Genomic DNA, 15,336 nt, shown 5'->3' with positions numbered 1-15,336 from the left:
ATTCACCTGGTTGATAGCAACTGTTGGAACAGCATTCCATGGCAAAATGGCTGTTTCAGAGTTACTCACCACAAACGTTTCCGCTTCAAAATCAACTTCCGCTCCCGCAGAGATGATTTTAAAATGAGTCGTTCCGGAAGGAGCTGCAATCATGTTCGCAGGTACAAACGGAGCCAAATCAACGGAAATCGTTCCGCCAACTCGGTCAATGTTCCCTATAAAAGGTGCAAACAAACTCGTTCCAAGTTTCCCACGAATGTTAAACTCAAAACCGGTAAGCAATTCCGCTTCACCATCAATCACATTTCGCAAACCTCTTTCATTCACAGCATCCGCCTGAATAACCTTCACCATTTGCTGCGTCAAACGACTCACCATTCTGCTGTCTGCAGAATTCAAAAGCAAAGCTCTCAAAGAAGTTCTTAAAATTTTACCGGCAGCACCGGCACGACCAAACTCAGCACCATTCTCACGCGTTCTTTGAAACGCAGGATCACTCTTGATTCTACTAGCGTCAATTCCGCCTTTTTCTCTCGCTAAGTGTCCGTCCTGGGTTTTGTAAAAGGTAATATCCCCGATAGTACCTTTTAATTTAATTATGCCTTTCTGTCTAGCCATAACTTCAAAAATTTAAATTCAAAAATCATTTTCACACTCCCTCAATCCACATTCGGTTGCAACCCTTCGATTGATTTCAAGACAAATATTACACTTAAACTAAAAATTTATACTACGAAGCTATACCGTATGACAATCAATGGTATAAATGTCACATTTAAACACAAATGACACTTAAAACGACACCAAAATTGAAGTAAATTGCACCCATAAATGGAATCATTTTTTTCAGTAACTTTAAATTTTGAAAAGAGAAATCAAGTCTAACCCAAAGACTACTCAAAGCCAAGTCATAATCAAGGATAATGTATGAGAACAGAACCCAAACGCATATGCATCTACCCAAAGGACATACAACGCATTACAGGTAAGTCCTACCGGCAAAGCATTAGATTACTGCAAAAGATTAGAAAAGACCTCTCCAAGCTCGAGAACGAGTTTGTGAGTATAGAAGAGTTCTGCCAGTACACTAGCTTAAAATATGAACAAGTAGAGCCATTGATTATTGGGTAATTTTGACCATCAGTTAACCAAATATTGAACTTATTTTCATATATTTGTGTATCAAGATTTGTCAATAAAGAGACTGATTTTTGGAGGTTCAAAATAGAGACCCTAGCAATTTATTCTGGAACAATCCTTTAAAATAAAGGCATACGAAAGAGAATACAAATCCCTCTTTCTCCGCAGAATTAAAACCGAATAGGAAACTAATCGGTTTTTTTATTTTTAAGATAATATTTCTAATACTTCACATATTCCGTAATCTCCAAGCCATAGCCAATCATTCCAACTCGTTTGGTTTGTTCAGAGTTGGATAGCAGTCTGATTTTTGAAATATCAATATCATGTAAAATTTGAGCTCCAATACCAAAATCTTTTGAATCCATTTTGATTGGTGGTGCTTTCATTTCTCCTTGTTCTTGAAGAATTTTTAACTCACAAATGCGGTTTAATAGCTCAATAGAAGGAATTTCTTGATTAATAAAAATAATTGCTCCACGACCTTCTTTGTTAATACGATTAAACATATCTTCCAATCGTTTGCCTGTATTGTTTGTTAAGGTTTCTAGGATGTCATTATTAACTTGTTTGGAATTTATTCTGGTAAGTACAGCTTCCCCATTATTCCAACTTCCTTTGGTCAATGCTAAATGAATTTGTTTGTTTGTAGTTTGTAGATAAGCTCGTAAACGAAATATTCCAAATCGGCTATTGATTTCAAAATCCTCTTTCTTTTGAATCAGACTATCATGTTGCATACGATAGGCCACTAAATCTTCAATTGAAACTAATTTCAAATCAAACTTTTTAGCAACATCTACTAATTGTGGTAGGCGAGACATCGAACCGTCTTCATTCATGATTTCGCAAATTACTCCAGCAGGGGAGAACCCAGCTAAGCGTGCAAAATCAATAGCCGCTTCCGTATGCCCTGTTCTTCTTAAAACCCCACCTTGTTTTGCAATCAATGGGAAGATGTGTCCAGGACGGGCCAGTTCAAAGGGCTTAGTTTCTTCATTTACCAATGCTAAAATTGTTTTAGCTCTGTCTGCTGCAGAAATTCCGGTTGTAACGCCATTTCCTTTTAAATCTACAGAAACAGTAAATGCAGTTTCCATATGATCGGTATTATTGACTACCATGGAACGAAGTTCTAATTCTGAACAACGACGTTCTGTTAAGGGAGCACAAATGAGTCCGCGGCCATGAGTAGCCATGAAATTAATCATTTCCGGAGTAACCTTTTCAGCCGCAGCCAAAAAATCACCTTCATTTTCGCGATCTTCATCGTCAACTACAATGATGATTTTTCCTTGACGGATATCTTCAATAGCTTCTTCTATGGTATTTAGTTGTATTTTATAAGACATGATTAATTTTTATGCTTTCAAAAGTTATTATCGATATTGAGTCATCGCTTCTTTAATGACTGTTTTAATATAAAAATATAATAAAATAAAGAAGGGAAATCCAACTAAAAAAGTTAAAACTAGGCCTACATTCACTTTACGCCCAATTAATTTACCCATTTCCTCAAGCGTTTGGTGTGACTTATATAAAAATATATAAAATAAAATAATAGTTATAATTGAGATAAGAATAAGTATAGGGTTTAGTTTTGAACTAAATACACTTAAAATCAAAGTAATAAAATAGGTAACTAATGTAATATTATTTTGTACTTTATAGGCTTGATTTAAACGATCTAATTCTTGGTATTCTTTATTGTATAAATTATTGGTATCAAATAAATCTTGTTGTGTAATGCCACGATTAGATAATATTTTTAAGGCTTTATTTCTAAAATCGCTTGAATAACTAAACTGTTTTGCATTTTTTACAATATTGATGAGTGAATCATCCGTATAATGATTTAATTTTTCAAATTCTTCATCTTCATCTATTTTCAGGGCATCTAAATTCACAATTGTTTCAATTAATAAATCATCTTCAGCATTTTTAGGAGTAAATAATTTTTGAAATGGAACTGTAATCCAATCAAAATTAAGCATTAATCCAATATCATTTGTAGCTCTGTAGGTTAATAAAACAGCAAAAGGCGTAAGAATAATAGATGACATCCATGAACCTAAAAAGGGAGGAATTCCATTTTCTTGAGCCACTTTTTTACCGAATACATTGATGAAATGATAGGTAATAAAAATAATCATGGCAAATACAATCGGGAGACCTAATCCACCTTTTCTTATAATTGCTCCAATGGGTGCCCCAATAAAAAACATTAAAAGGCAAGCATAAGCTATGACAAACTTATCATAAAGAGCTAACCAATGATTATTAATATTTTTTATTTTTCCGGTAAATTCATATTGAGAACCATCAATTGAATATTTTGTGTTAGTAACACTTCCTCGTGCAAATTCAAGTATTTGAACAACTTGATAAGATTTTAAGATGGAAGTTAAGTCTGCAATGATGGTATCTTTAATTTTTGGTTTGTCAACAAGCTTAGAATTTACTAATCCAATTCGTTGGTGTATATTTTCTGTATAGGAAACAATATCTTTTTCTTTTTTTGTTTCTAATGAATCGATTGTATAAACCAATTCATTGACATTTAGCATTGTATTGGTATTGGTAATTTCATCCGAATTCATATCGGTTTTTTGCAACGGAGCTAAATCAAAATTAATGATGTATTTTTTGAAGGAACTTTTTGCAAATGGTAATTTCTTTTTGTCTTCAAAATTTTTGGGTTGAATATCTTCGTAATAATTACCGTTGTATAGAATCAATTGAAGGAAATTTGTTTTTTCATCCCCAATTAATTCACCATTTTTAGCTTTGATAATTACATTTGCTCCTGCGCCAAAATTAGAAAGCCGGTGAATGGTAATATCGTCTAAAAGATTATTATTTTCACCATGTTTTTTACTAACTTTAATATTGTAACTACCAATTTTACTAAATTGACCTTCTGCAATTGCCATGGAAGGTTTTTGTTGAACAATAACTTTTTTTAGATTTACAAATTGATATTCTGCTTGCGGGATTATATTATTAGCAAATAAAAAAGCCACAAAACTCAATCCGGTAATAAAAATAGCAAGAGAATACATGGCTCTTTTTAAAGAAATTCCTGAAGCTTTCATGGCGGCAAATTCATAATTTTCGGCAAAGTTACCGAAGGTCATGATAGAAGACAATAAAACGGAAAGCGGTAAAACCAATGGAACTACCTTAGGCGAATAGAATAATAAAAACTTTACAATTAAATAAGTATCTAAATCTTTTCCGGCTAAATCGGCAATGAAGAGCCAAATTCCCTGCAAAATAAAGATAAAAAAAAGGATTACAAATACCGTAGCAAATGTACTCAGAAACGAAGTCAGTATATAGCGATCCAGTATTTTCACCTCAGAATTAGTCTATTCTATTGATGTAGTAACCTTTATATTTAGTATCGTCAAAGGTAAACTGATTTTTTGATACCGGTTGATTGGTTTTGAAAGAATTAACAGTGAGGGTAGTTTTAGTTCCGTTTTTACCTATTTCGATTAAGTTATAGATATGTTTTGTTTGCACATCTATCCCTAAAAGTATTTCTTTTCGTTGGTCTTTTGAACTGATTGGCACCAGTTTGATGTATTGGATTTTACGTCCTTTTACATCTTGTAAAATATCCCAATAATACTTGTAACCACTATTAAAAAAAGTTAACATTTTAGAGGGAGTTATAGCGTTTTCATCTTTGTCATCCACTTTAGAAATGGTGATTTCTTCATCTTCAGGAACAATAGTATAGGTTTTTTTGCCGTCAAAAATTTTGGTAACACCCATAAAATTTAAATAATATAAATTTCCTTTGAGAACTACATTTCCTTTGCTGTCTTGGTTGATATTTTCTTTGGTGTTTTGAAGAGAATATTTAAAATCAATGGCTATATTTTCGTAGCTTTTAACTTTGGCGGTTACTTCGTCAAGTAAATCTTTGGCTTTTTTTTCTTGACTAAAAGTTGTAATTGTAGAGATTAAAAAAATAGAAATCCAAATAAGATTTTTCATTTTAAGCATTATTTTGTTCATTATTAAAAAATTCATTCAACGAATTCAAATCAGGAATATTGACGGCACGTGCTTTACTTCCTTCAAACTGACCAACTATTCCGGCGGCTTCTAATTGATCTATTAATCGACCGGCTCGGTTGTAACCTAATTTTAATTTTCGTTGTAATAAAGAAGCGGAGCCTTGTTGAGCTATTACGATCACTTCTGCAGCTTCTCTAAACATTGAATCACGTTCGGTTATATCTATATCAAGCATTGTGCCATTCTCTTCTCCCACATACTCAGGTAGGAGATATGCTTTTGGATAAGCTTTTTGTGAACCGATATATTCTGTGATACGTTCTACTTCCGGTGTGTCTACAAAAGCACATTGCACCCGAACTAAATCATTTCCGTTGGAATAGAGCATATCGCCACGACCAATCAACTGGTCAGCTCCTTGTGTGTCTAAAATAGTTCTTGAATCAATTTTTGAGGTAACTCTAAAAGCAATTCTCGCAGGGAAATTAGCTTTTATTAAACCGGTAATCACATTCACAGATGGTCTTTGAGTAGCGATGATTAAGTGAATACCAATAGCTCGTGCTAATTGTGCCAAACGGGCAATAGGTGTTTCTACTTCTTTTCCAGCAGTCATAATTAAATCGGCAAACTCATCCACAACTAAAACAATATAAGGAAGAAAGCGATGTCCTTCGTTTGGATTTAATTTTCTGTTTTTAAATTTTTCGTTGTATTCTTTGATGTTTCGCACCATTGCATCTTTCAGCAAGGTGTAGCGATTATCCATTTCAATACAAAGCGAGTTTAATGTATTGATAACTTTTGTGTTATCGGTAATAATAGCATCGGAAGTATCCGGTAATTTAGCTAAATAATGGCGTTCGATTTTGTTAAATAAAGTCAATTCTACTTTTTTAGGGTCAACCAAAACAAATTTTACTTCCGCCGGATGTTTTTTATACAATAAGGAGGTAAGTACAGCATTCAAACCTACAGATTTTCCTTGTCCGGTGGCTCCAGCCATCAAAAGGTGAGGCATCTTAGCTAAATCGACCACAAAAGTTTCATTAGAAATTGTTTTTCCTAAAGCAATCGGTAATTCCATTTCGGCTTCCTGAAAACGTTGAGAAGACAAAACAGATTTCATAGGCACCATAGTAGGATTTTTATTTGGCACTTCAATACCAATGGTACCTTTACCGGGAATTGGAGCAATAATACGAATTCCTAAAGCAGAGAGTGACAAAGCAATATCATCTTCTAAACTTTTAATTTTAGAAATACGAACACCTGCTTCAGGAACAATTTCATATAAAGTTACTGATGGCCCAACGGTTGCTTTGATTTGAGCGATATCAATTTTATAATTTCGGAGTGTTTCAACAATTCGGTTTTTATTTTCTTCTAACTCTTCCTGGTTAATGGTGATTCCGGCAGAACCGTAATCTTTTAATAAATCCAGGGTTGGAAATTTATATTTAGAAAGTTCTAATGTTGGATCAAACTCACCAAAATCAGCTACTAATCGAGCGGCAAGGTTTTCATCTAACTGTTCTTCCTCAGGTGCTTTTTCAATCACAAATTGTTCATCATCGGTATGAATGATTTCCGGCTCTCTTGTTACTGAATGGGGCAGTGGATCTAATGTTTTTACTTTTGGCTCTAAATTGATTTCTGAAGCATGTTCAATAGTTGGTTTTAAAGCTTCTTTATTAATTTCAAATACAGAAGTAGGTTTCATTGAAATTATCCCTTCTTCAACTTCTTCTTTAGTATTGGTAGGTAAAGGTTGATCAAAAGCACTTTTTGCATCGGCTAAATCTTCCTTAATTTCTTTTTTCTTTCGTTCGAACAGTTTTTGAAAAGCTTCAGGGGAAACATTGACTTTAAAAATCAAATAAATTAACAAACTGAAAACCAAAACTAACAAAGTTCCCGGTTTTCCCATAAAATCCTGAATCAAAGAATTCATTTCAAAACCAATAACACCGCCTAGTTCGGGAATGTAACTTGAAAAGAAGCCAAAAAGTAATGAAAAATTAACCATGGCAAATAAATCCCAAAACCAAAGATTTTTGAGCTTTTTTAGTGGTAAACTCAAAATCATATAAATTCCGGATAAAAAGAAAAGTCGGACTAATAAAAAAGAAGCAATACCAAATCCTTTATAAAGAAAGAAGTCGGCAATATAAGCACCAATTTTTCCTAACCAATTATGAACTTCAACTGAACGGTTGGTTAAACTGGTTATCGCACTTTGGTCTTCTTTCCAATAGATAAAGAAAGAAATCATCGAAAGAAAAAGAGCAACAGAAAATAAAACCAAAAAACAACCAAACAAAAATTTGTATTGTTTGGTTAACTTCCAGGATTTTTTTGTTTCCTTATCTGTTTCTGATTTTGCAGAACCTGTCGTTGATGATTTAGCCATTTAAAAACTCTCTGATTTGCTTTAAAAGTAATTATTTAGATTTAGTTATACTAAAGTTGTAACATACGGAAAATATATGATAGCACCAATTGCAATGGCAGTCATAGCTGCAAAAAAAACCGCACCTGCTGCAATATCTTTAATGAAACCTATTCGTTCATGGAATTCCGGATGAATAAAATCAGCTATTTTTTCAACGGCTGTATTTAATCCTTCAATGGACAAAACTAATCCGATAGCTAACGTTTGCAATAGCCATTCTGTTTGGGTAATTTCAAAATAAAAACCGGCAACAGTAATAATAATACCGATTGAAAACTGAACCATCACGCTATGCTCTGTTGTAACCAATTTGTAAGCTCCTTTTATAGCAAAAACCATACTTTTTAGGCGTCCGGTGAAAAGGGTAGTGTCTTTTTGAAATCCCATATTCGAATTATAACGCCGCTAAAGCCAACTCATAATTTGGTTCTTGAGCAATTTCAGGAACTTGTTCGGCATAAGTTACGATTCCATTTTCGTCAAGAACAATTACAACTCTTGAGTGTAATCCGGCTAATGGTCCATCAACAATCGTTAATCCATAAGCATCACCAAAACTTCCGGTTTTAAAATCGGATAAATTTTCAACATTTTCTATCCCTTCAGCCCCACAAAATCGTTTTTGAGCAAACGGTAAATCTCTGGAAATACATAAAACTTTTGTGTTTTCTAAAGAACTCGCTTTTTGATTGAATGTTCGAACTGATACAGCACAAACTCCGGTATCAATACTCGGAAAAATATTTAAAACTAATTTACTTCCCGCATAATCACTTAAGGATTTGGAAGATAAATCTGTTTTTATTAAATTGAAATCGGGTGCTTTTGTACCCGCTTTTGGTAGTTCTCCTTGCGTATGAATAGGATTTCCTCCTAAAGTTATTGATGCCATAATTGATATTTAATTAGTGTTCAAAAGTATGAAAATTTTAGTAATCTTTAGGTTGATTTTTACAACAAAAAAAAACACCACCTGACGGAAGCGTTTTAAAAAGGTATTTGTTTGAAAATTATTTGTCTATTGAACCTAAAACACGTTTCATAAAACCGTTCAAAGCTTCTTTTTTATCCATTCTGTTTTAATTGATTTCTGAACCTCGCACCATACATATTGGAAATTAATTCTCCAATAACATCCAACTCTTCTTCTTTTAAGGAAGGAATTTCAGTTAAAGCTTCTAAAACTTCAATGGTTTCTATAAGATAATCTTGGTTATTATCTTCAATAAACTGGCTTAAGTCTTTTATTGCCGGTAGTTTCATTATTTTGCTGAAATTTCAGAAACCAATTCAGCTAATACTTCAGCTTTGTTGGTTTGTGTTTGATTCACCAATTCTCCGTTTACAAATGTTGCAAAAGTGGGCAAATTTGAAACATTAGCTAATTTTCTTGATTCAGGAGAATTCTCAGCATCTGCCAAAATAAACGTAATTGTATCTTTTTCTGAAGCTAATTTTTTGAATTTAGGTTTCATGATTCGGCAATTTCCAGACCAAGAAGCAGAATATTGAACTACCACTTTATTATTAGTTTCACTAAATCTTGAAGCGTATCTTCGGTTTAATCGATTAACATATTTTATATTTTTAAAATTTCAATATCAAAAATCAAAAGCTGATTCTTTTTATTGTCATTGAAATTGTTATTGTATTAGTTTTGACTCAAGTAAGCAGCAGTACTCAAACGGTCAACATGCATTGCATCTTTGCCTTCTTCCCAATTCGCAGGACAAACTTCTCCTTTAGTTTTAACGTGCGTGAAGGCATCGATTAAACGCAAATATTCGTATACATTTCTTCCTAATGACATATCGTTTATACTTTCATGGAAAATTTTACCGGTTTCATCAACTAAGTAAGTAGCTCTGAAAGTAACACCTGAACCGTCAATTAAAAAGGAATCAGATTCCTCGTTATATTCACCTACTTCAATATCTAAGATGCCTAAAGCCAATAATAAATTCCGTGTTGTATCTGCAAGAATTGGATAAGTTACTCCTTCAATTCCACCTTTATTTTTGGCGGTATTTAACCAAGCAAAATGAATTTCGTTTGTGTCAAAAGAAGCACCAATAACAACGGTATTTCTTTTTTCAAATTCCGGTAAAGCGGTTTGAAAAGCATGTTATTCTGTTGGACATACAAAAGTGAAATCTTTTGGATACTAAAATAAAATTAATTTTTTGTTGTTTTTTATGGTTTCATCAAGCGCATTGATTCTTAAATTATCGCCCATTTCAGAAATGGCATCTACTGTAATGTTTGGAAATTTTTTACCTACTAATCACATAATCATTTTTAAAATGTTAATTCAGATGCAAATTTAGTGCATTACAGAAGAGTAATATATGATATTTGTAATTCCTTTTTAAGTATAGAAGTATTAGTTTTAATGATGCTTGCGATGATAACGGCTTAAAATTAGTTACTAGGTAATTTTAAGTAATTATAAATTCATTATTCGTAATTATCATACTAAAATAATATGGAATCAATAGTAGTTAAAGTTATATTAGATAACAAAACTGCCGATTAAAGCAGTTTTAAATAATTTATGAAAGTAAATCTTATTTAGTTGTTAATTGCTTTATTTTAATATTAAAAGCAGCAAATAGCAATGTCATAAATGGACTGATAATATTAAAAAAAGCATATGGAAGGTAAGAAATTGTAGAAACACCTAATACACCTGCTTGATAGGCCCCACAAGTATTCCAAGGAATTAATGCAGAAGTAACCGTGCCGGAATCTTCTAAAGTTCTGCTCAAATTTTCAGGAGCTAAACCTTTATCTTGATAGGCTTTTGTAAACATTTTTCCGGGAACTACAATAGCTAAATACTGATCAGAAGCTGTAAGGTTTAATGCTAAACAACTGGCAACAGTACTGGCAAATAAGCCAAAAGTAGTGTGAAACAGTTTTAATAAAGAATCTGTAATTCGAGTTAACGCCCCAATAGCCTCCATTACACCGCCAAAAACCATGGCACACAGAATTAGCCATATAGTACTCATCATTCCTTTCATCCCTTTAGCTGAAAATAAATCAGAGAGCATTTGATTAGTGGTTTCAACCGAAGTTTCAACGGTTATAGCATTCATTACACCTTTATAACCTGAAACAAAAGATAAATGACTGCTTCCACCAATTTTGGCTACTAATTCCGGCTGGAAAATAAGTGCAAAGACACCTCCTAACAAGGTTCCGATTAATAAGGCAATAAGTGGTTCTGTTTTTTTGATGATTAATAGTATAACAATTCCCGGAACCAGGAATAACCAAGGTGAAATAGTAAAGGCATCATTGATTGATGTTAGCGTTGCCGAATTATCACCTGAACCATTGGTTGTTTGAGCTAAACCCAAAAAAATAAAAAGTAATAATGTAATAATCATAGTTGGCACAGTCGTAATGGTCATATAACGAATGTGCGTAAACAAATCGGTTCCTGCCATAGCCGGAGCTAAATTTGTTGTATCGGACAATGGTGATAATTTGTCGCCAAAATAAGCTCCCGAAACTACAGCTCCGGCAACCATACCAAGAGGCATTCCGATGGTTGAACCAATTCCAATAAGTGCAATTCCTACCGTTGCCGAGGTTGTCCAAGAGCTTCCTGTCGCAATTGAAATAACAGCACAAATGACTAAACAAGCCGGAAGAAAAATGGCAGGGTGTAAAATTTGTAAACCATAATAAATCATCGTCGGAATAACACCACTGATTAACCATGTTCCCGAAAGTGCCCCCACCATTAATAATATTAAAATTGCTCCAGCGGTAGATTTTACGTTTTTTGCGATTTCTTCCATCATGGCTTTGTATGTAACTTTATTTAGAAACCCAACTATTGCTGCAATTGCTCCACCAATTATTAATGCAAATTGATTCGGACCAGCAGTGGCACTGTCTCCATAAGCATAAACATTATAAGCTAAAATGGCTATTAAAAGTAAGATAGGAATTAATGCTTCGAAAATAGAAAGTTCTTTATTTTCAATAAGTTGTTCGTCTTTCGGGTCTTGTGATTTAATATCTTGACTTTTCATGTAGTTTTGTTTGTGGATGCAATATACTATTTTTTTTGAATTTTGAATTTTAAAAAAAGAAGCCGATTCATGCATGAATCGGATTATATTTAGTTAAAATGTGTTTTTTATTTATTCAAAACTCCCAGTTCTATCATACACGCCTTCATCTTTTGATAAGTTCGTTCGATATCATTATCCAATCCAATTGAAAATCGAATTAATCCGTCTGATAAGCCCATTTCTATCTGTTCTTCAATTGGAATTTCAGAGGAAGTAGAGGTTCCCGGTGCACTGAACAACGTTTTGTAAAAGCCTAAACTTACAGCTAAATAACCAAGGTTTCTGTTTTGCATTAACTCCATTAACTCGTTGGCTTTGTCCAATGAACCCACATCCAAAGTCATCATCCCACCAAATCCATATTCCTTATTTATCATAGAAGCATAAAGTTCATAACTAGGATGACTTTTCAATCCGGGATAAACTACTTTTAAACCATCTTTTTCAAATTTATTAGCTAAATAGTGTGTATTGAAACTGTGTTGTTTCATTCGGATATGCAAGGTTCTTAAGTTTTTTAAAATACTGGCTGAACGTAAACTATCCATCGTAGGCCCAAATAACATGCTCGCACCACTATTTACATTTTTCAACGCGTTGATAAACTCTTGGGAAGCACAAACCACTCCGCCAACGGTATCACTGCTTCCATTGATAAATTTTGTTAAACTATGGATAACAATATCTGCACCCATTTGTGCTGGAGCAACTGAAAGAGGTGAAAAGGTATTGTCAACCACTAATTTTAAATTATGCTTTTTAGCAATCTTAGCGAGCCCTTCAATATCAGCTACTTCTAATAAAGGGTTACTTACGGTTTCACAATATAAAACCTTTGTATTCTGATTTATAGCTGCTTCTACAACATCTAATTTTGTGATGTCCGTAAAGTGTGTTTTAATGTTCCAGCGAGGTAACATATTTTTCATAAAGGCGTAGGTTCCTCCATAAATTGTTCTACTTGAAACAATTTCGTCTCCGGCATTACACAATTGCATTAGAACAGGGGTAATGGCACCCATTCCGGAAGCAGCTACATTAGCACTTTCTGTTCCTTCCATGGCTGCTAAAGCTTTACCTAAATATAAATTCATTGGAGAAGAGTGACGAGAATACAAATAGCATCCCTCCGCATTTCCTTCAAAGGTGTCAAACATTGTTTTAGCAGATAAGAAAGTATAGGTTGAACTATCTGAAATAGAAGGATTCACGCCTCCAAATTCGCCAAAATATTGTAAATCTTGAATTTGATTGGCAGCATTAAAATCAGTTGTTTTCATTTTTATGGTTTTTTATTGTGCATTACAAAATACATAAAAATTAGAATTTAAAACAATATATAGCTTATAATTTGGAATATTAAACGGCTATTTTTAATATAAATAGATTTAATAACTATATTTGTCTTTTGTTTTTTATTTGAATAGATTTTTTAAAACTTAAATACTTATTATGGAACTCGATAAAATTGATAAAAAATTACTTTCGTTACTTCAAATAGATACCAAACAAACGACCAAAGAGCTTTCACTATTGCTTAATTTATCTGTAACAGCGGTATATGAACGCATAAAAAAAATGGAACGTTTAGGGATTATTCAACAATATGTTGCTCTTTTAAACCGTTCAAAAATTAACAAAGGATTTGTGGTTTTTTGCCATGTCAAATTGGTGCAACATACCCGAGAGTACATATCCGACTTTGAAAGTGAAGTAGTCAAACTTCACGAAGTTTTGGAATGTTTTCACGTGAGTGGTGATTACGATTATATTCTGAAAATATGTGTAGGTAACATGGAAGAATATCGTGAATTTATGATAACAAAATTAACCACGTTAAACCACATTGGCAGTACGCACAGTTCTTTCATGATTGGGGAAGTAAAAAACACAACCGTTTTTGAATTGGCGTAGGTTTTGAAATTTTAATTTTAACGAATTCTTACCAAAATCTGCTCTGAAAAATAGTAGATTTGTTACTCTAAATAAATTGCATGAAAATAGCTATAGTTTGTTATCCTACTTTTGGTGGAAGTGGAGTAGTAGCCACTGAATTAGGACTTGAATTGGCTCATCGCGGACATGAGATTCATTTTATCACGTATCGTCAACCGGTGCGATTAGCTTTATTGAATCCAAATGTGCATTACCACGAGGTTAATGTTCCGGAATATCCGCTTTTTCATTATCAACCTTATGAATTGGCTCTTTCCAGTAAATTAGTCGATATGGTTAAGTTGCATAAAATCGAATTAATGCATGTGCATTATGCTATCCCACACGCTTATGCCGGTTACATGGCTAAGCAAATGTTAAAAGATGAAGGTATTTTTATTCCTATGGTTACTACTTTGCATGGAACCGATATTACTTTAGTAGGGAATCACCCGTTTTATAAACCTGCCGTTAGTTTTAGTATAAATAAATCGGATGTAGTGACTTCTGTTTCTCAAAGTTTGAAAGACGAAACGTATAAGTTATTTAATATCACCAAAGAAATTGAAGTCATTCCAAATTTTATTGAATTGGAGAAAACTAAGTTAGAGGAAGGTGCCACGTGTTATAGGTCTCTCATGGCTTCAGATTCTGAGAAAATTATCACTCATATCAGTAATTTTCGAAAAGTGAAACGTATTCCAGATATCATAAAAATATTCCACAAAATCCAACAACAAATTCCCTCAAAATTAATGATGGTAGGGGATGGACCTGAAAAAGAAAAAGCGGAATTACTTTGTGAAGAATTAGGTATTGCTAATAAAGTTATCTTTTTTGGAAACAGTAATGAGATTGATAAAATTTTGTGTTTTTCTGATTTGTTTTTATTACCTTCTGAGACGGAAAGTTTTGGATTGGCAGCTTTAGAAGCCATGGCTTGTAGTGTTCCAGTAATTTCAAGTAATACAGGCGGTTTACCGGAAGTGAATGTGGATGGATTTTCAGGATATTTAAGCAATGTGGGTGATATTGATTCCATGGCGAAAAATGCAGTTCGTATTTTAGAAAATGAAACCAACTTAGCTAAGTTTAAGAAAAACGCTTACGCTGTATCCGAACGATTTGATATTGCAAAAATTTTACCTCTTTATGAAGCAATTTATGAAAAAGCCATTCAAGAACAATTTAAAACAGAATCAAACTAAGATGAAAAAAATAATTGCCTTCTTTATTATAAGTATTGTATTGTTTTCTTGTGCCTCAAAAACAAATAATGCGGATAAGTTAACACTTTATGAAATTTTAAAACAAGAAGAACATGGTGGAGCAAATTTTAAATTTTTTGAAATTATTTCAGAACCGAAAGAATTTAAAATGCTTTTGAATGATGCTGATTTAAAGAAAAAAATAAAAGCAGCCGATATTTATACGTGCAACTTTTTATTGTTAAACATGGGTACTAAAAGTTCCGGAGGATATTATTTCATTATCGAAACTATAGAAGAAATGGAAAATGATATTATCATAACCATCAAAGAAAATGGACCAAAAGGAATAGCAACTTCAGTGATGACGAATCCTTTAGCAATAGTAAAAATAAATTCTAAAAAGAATATCATTATAAAATAAAAAACAATCCTAATTAAAAATGCCCTCGATAGTAATTACTACGAGGGCATT

The 15,336-nt window shown here is 33.1% G+C and carries 12 protein-coding genes and 3 pseudogenes; 3 read left to right on the top strand and 12 right to left on the bottom strand.

Features of this window, described 5'->3' with window-relative positions; genetic code table 11:
- The 12 genes and pseudogenes from ACIQ2Z_RS07665 to ACIQ2Z_RS07610 all read right to left on the bottom strand — a co-directional run.
- A partial coding sequence (locus ACIQ2Z_RS07665) for a hypothetical protein (RefSeq protein WP_396183558.1) occupies window positions 1-618 on the bottom strand: 618 nt, incomplete at its 3' end.
- 743 nt (window positions 619-1,361) lie between these two features.
- Window positions 1,362-2,492, bottom strand: coding sequence for a 3,4-dihydroxy-2-butanone-4-phosphate synthase (ribB, locus tag ACIQ2Z_RS07660; protein WP_396183557.1), 1,131 nt, complete (start codon window positions 2,490-2,492; stop codon window positions 1,362-1,364).
- 27 nt (window positions 2,493-2,519) lie between these two features.
- On the bottom strand, window positions 2,520-4,499 hold the full coding sequence (locus ACIQ2Z_RS07655; protein ID WP_396183556.1) for an LptF/LptG family permease: 1,980 nt from the start codon (window positions 4,497-4,499) through the stop codon (window positions 2,520-2,522).
- 7 nt (window positions 4,500-4,506) lie between these two features.
- On the bottom strand, window positions 4,507-5,148 hold the full coding sequence (locus ACIQ2Z_RS07650) for an outer membrane lipoprotein carrier protein LolA (protein WP_396183555.1): 642 nt from the start codon (window positions 5,146-5,148) through the stop codon (window positions 4,507-4,509).
- Between the two features lies 1 nt (window position 5,149).
- Entirely contained in the window at window positions 5,150-7,585 is a 2,436-nt protein-coding gene (locus ACIQ2Z_RS07645) for a DNA translocase FtsK (RefSeq protein WP_396183554.1), read from the bottom strand.
- A gap of 45 nt (window positions 7,586-7,630) precedes the next feature.
- Window positions 7,631-8,014 carry a diacylglycerol kinase family protein gene (locus ACIQ2Z_RS07640; RefSeq protein WP_396183553.1) on the bottom strand — a complete coding sequence of 128 codons (384 nt, stop codon included), beginning with the start codon at window positions 8,012-8,014 and terminating at the stop codon, window positions 7,631-7,633.
- Window positions 8,015-8,021: 7 nt separating this feature from the next.
- A complete protein-coding gene (gene tpx / locus ACIQ2Z_RS07635; RefSeq protein ID WP_396183552.1) occupies window positions 8,022-8,519 on the bottom strand; it encodes a thiol peroxidase in 498 nt (165 codons plus the stop codon).
- A 118-nt stretch (window positions 8,520-8,637) separates the two neighbouring features.
- Window positions 8,638-8,890, bottom strand: a pseudogene (locus ACIQ2Z_RS07630) (DUF6952 family protein).
- Window positions 8,890-9,164 (bottom strand): annotated as a pseudogene (locus tag ACIQ2Z_RS07625) (thioredoxin family protein). The pseudogenes ACIQ2Z_RS07630 and ACIQ2Z_RS07625 overlap by 1 nt, the downstream one beginning before the upstream one ends.
- Window positions 9,165-9,278: 114 nt before the next feature.
- Window positions 9,279-9,863 (bottom strand): annotated as a pseudogene (locus ACIQ2Z_RS07620) (peroxiredoxin).
- Between the two features lie 331 nt (window positions 9,864-10,194).
- Window positions 10,195-11,676 carry a Na+/H+ antiporter NhaC gene (gene nhaC / locus ACIQ2Z_RS07615; RefSeq protein WP_396183551.1) on the bottom strand — a complete coding sequence of 494 codons (1,482 nt, stop codon included), beginning with the start codon at window positions 11,674-11,676 and terminating at the stop codon, window positions 10,195-10,197.
- Window positions 11,677-11,783: 107 nt separating this feature from the next.
- Window positions 11,784-12,998, bottom strand: coding sequence for an aminotransferase class I/II-fold pyridoxal phosphate-dependent enzyme (locus tag ACIQ2Z_RS07610; protein WP_396183550.1), 1,215 nt, complete (start codon window positions 12,996-12,998; stop codon window positions 11,784-11,786).
- Window positions 12,999-13,170: 172 nt separating this feature from the next.
- On the opposite strand from ACIQ2Z_RS07610, the gene ACIQ2Z_RS07605 reads away from it, so the two are divergent.
- The 3 genes from ACIQ2Z_RS07605 to ACIQ2Z_RS07595 all read left to right on the top strand — a co-directional run bounded on the left by ACIQ2Z_RS07605 (window position 13,171) and on the right by ACIQ2Z_RS07595 (window position 15,285).
- Window positions 13,171-13,632: an Lrp/AsnC family transcriptional regulator gene (locus ACIQ2Z_RS07605; protein ID WP_396183549.1), complete on the top strand. Its 462-nt coding sequence runs from the start codon at window positions 13,171-13,173 to the stop codon at window positions 13,630-13,632.
- Window positions 13,633-13,712: 80 nt separating this feature from the next.
- Window positions 13,713-14,861 carry an N-acetyl-alpha-D-glucosaminyl L-malate synthase BshA gene (gene bshA / locus ACIQ2Z_RS07600; protein WP_396183548.1) on the top strand — a complete coding sequence of 383 codons (1,149 nt, stop codon included), beginning with the start codon at window positions 13,713-13,715 and terminating at the stop codon, window positions 14,859-14,861.
- A gap of 1 nt (window position 14,862) precedes the next feature.
- The gene (locus tag ACIQ2Z_RS07595) at window positions 14,863-15,285 is read left to right on the top strand and encodes a protease complex subunit PrcB family protein (RefSeq protein WP_396183547.1); all 423 of its coding nucleotides are present in this window, start codon (window positions 14,863-14,865) and stop codon (window positions 15,283-15,285) included.
- The last annotated feature ends 51 nt before the right edge of the window (window positions 15,286-15,336 follow it).

This window comes from Flavobacterium sp., assembly GCF_044361015.1.
In the GTDB taxonomy this organism is placed as follows: Bacteria; Bacteroidota; Bacteroidia; order Flavobacteriales; family Flavobacteriaceae; genus Flavobacterium.
Note: the sequence above shows the minus strand (reverse complement) of the source record. Positions and strands in the feature narration are given on the sequence as shown.

Excerpts from the sequence above, each read along its gene's own strand:
- ribB (WP_396183557.1), bottom strand. The coding sequence starts at position 2,492 with ATGTCTTATAAAATACAACTAAATACCATAGAAGAAGCTATTGAAGAT.
- ACIQ2Z_RS07650 (WP_396183555.1), bottom strand. The coding sequence starts at position 5,148 with ATGAAAAATCTTATTTGGATTTCTATTTTTTTAATCTCTACAATTACA.
- ACIQ2Z_RS07645 (WP_396183554.1), bottom strand. The coding sequence starts at position 7,585 with ATGGCTAAATCATCAACGACAGGTTCTGCAAAATCAGAAACAGATAAG.
- ACIQ2Z_RS07640 (WP_396183553.1), bottom strand. The coding sequence starts at position 8,014 with ATGGGATTTCAAAAAGACACTACCCTTTTCACCGGACGCCTAAAAAGT.
- tpx (WP_396183552.1), bottom strand. The coding sequence starts at position 8,519 with ATGGCATCAATAACTTTAGGAGGAAATCCTATTCATACGCAAGGAGAA.
- nhaC (WP_396183551.1), bottom strand. The coding sequence starts at position 11,676 with ATGAAAAGTCAAGATATTAAATCACAAGACCCGAAAGACGAACAACTT.
- ACIQ2Z_RS07610 (WP_396183550.1), bottom strand. The coding sequence starts at position 12,998 with ATGAAAACAACTGATTTTAATGCTGCCAATCAAATTCAAGATTTACAA.
- ACIQ2Z_RS07605 (WP_396183549.1), top strand. The coding sequence starts at position 13,171 with ATGGAACTCGATAAAATTGATAAAAAATTACTTTCGTTACTTCAAATA.
- bshA (WP_396183548.1), top strand. The coding sequence starts at position 13,713 with ATGAAAATAGCTATAGTTTGTTATCCTACTTTTGGTGGAAGTGGAGTA.
- ACIQ2Z_RS07595 (WP_396183547.1), top strand. The coding sequence starts at position 14,863 with ATGAAAAAAATAATTGCCTTCTTTATTATAAGTATTGTATTGTTTTCT.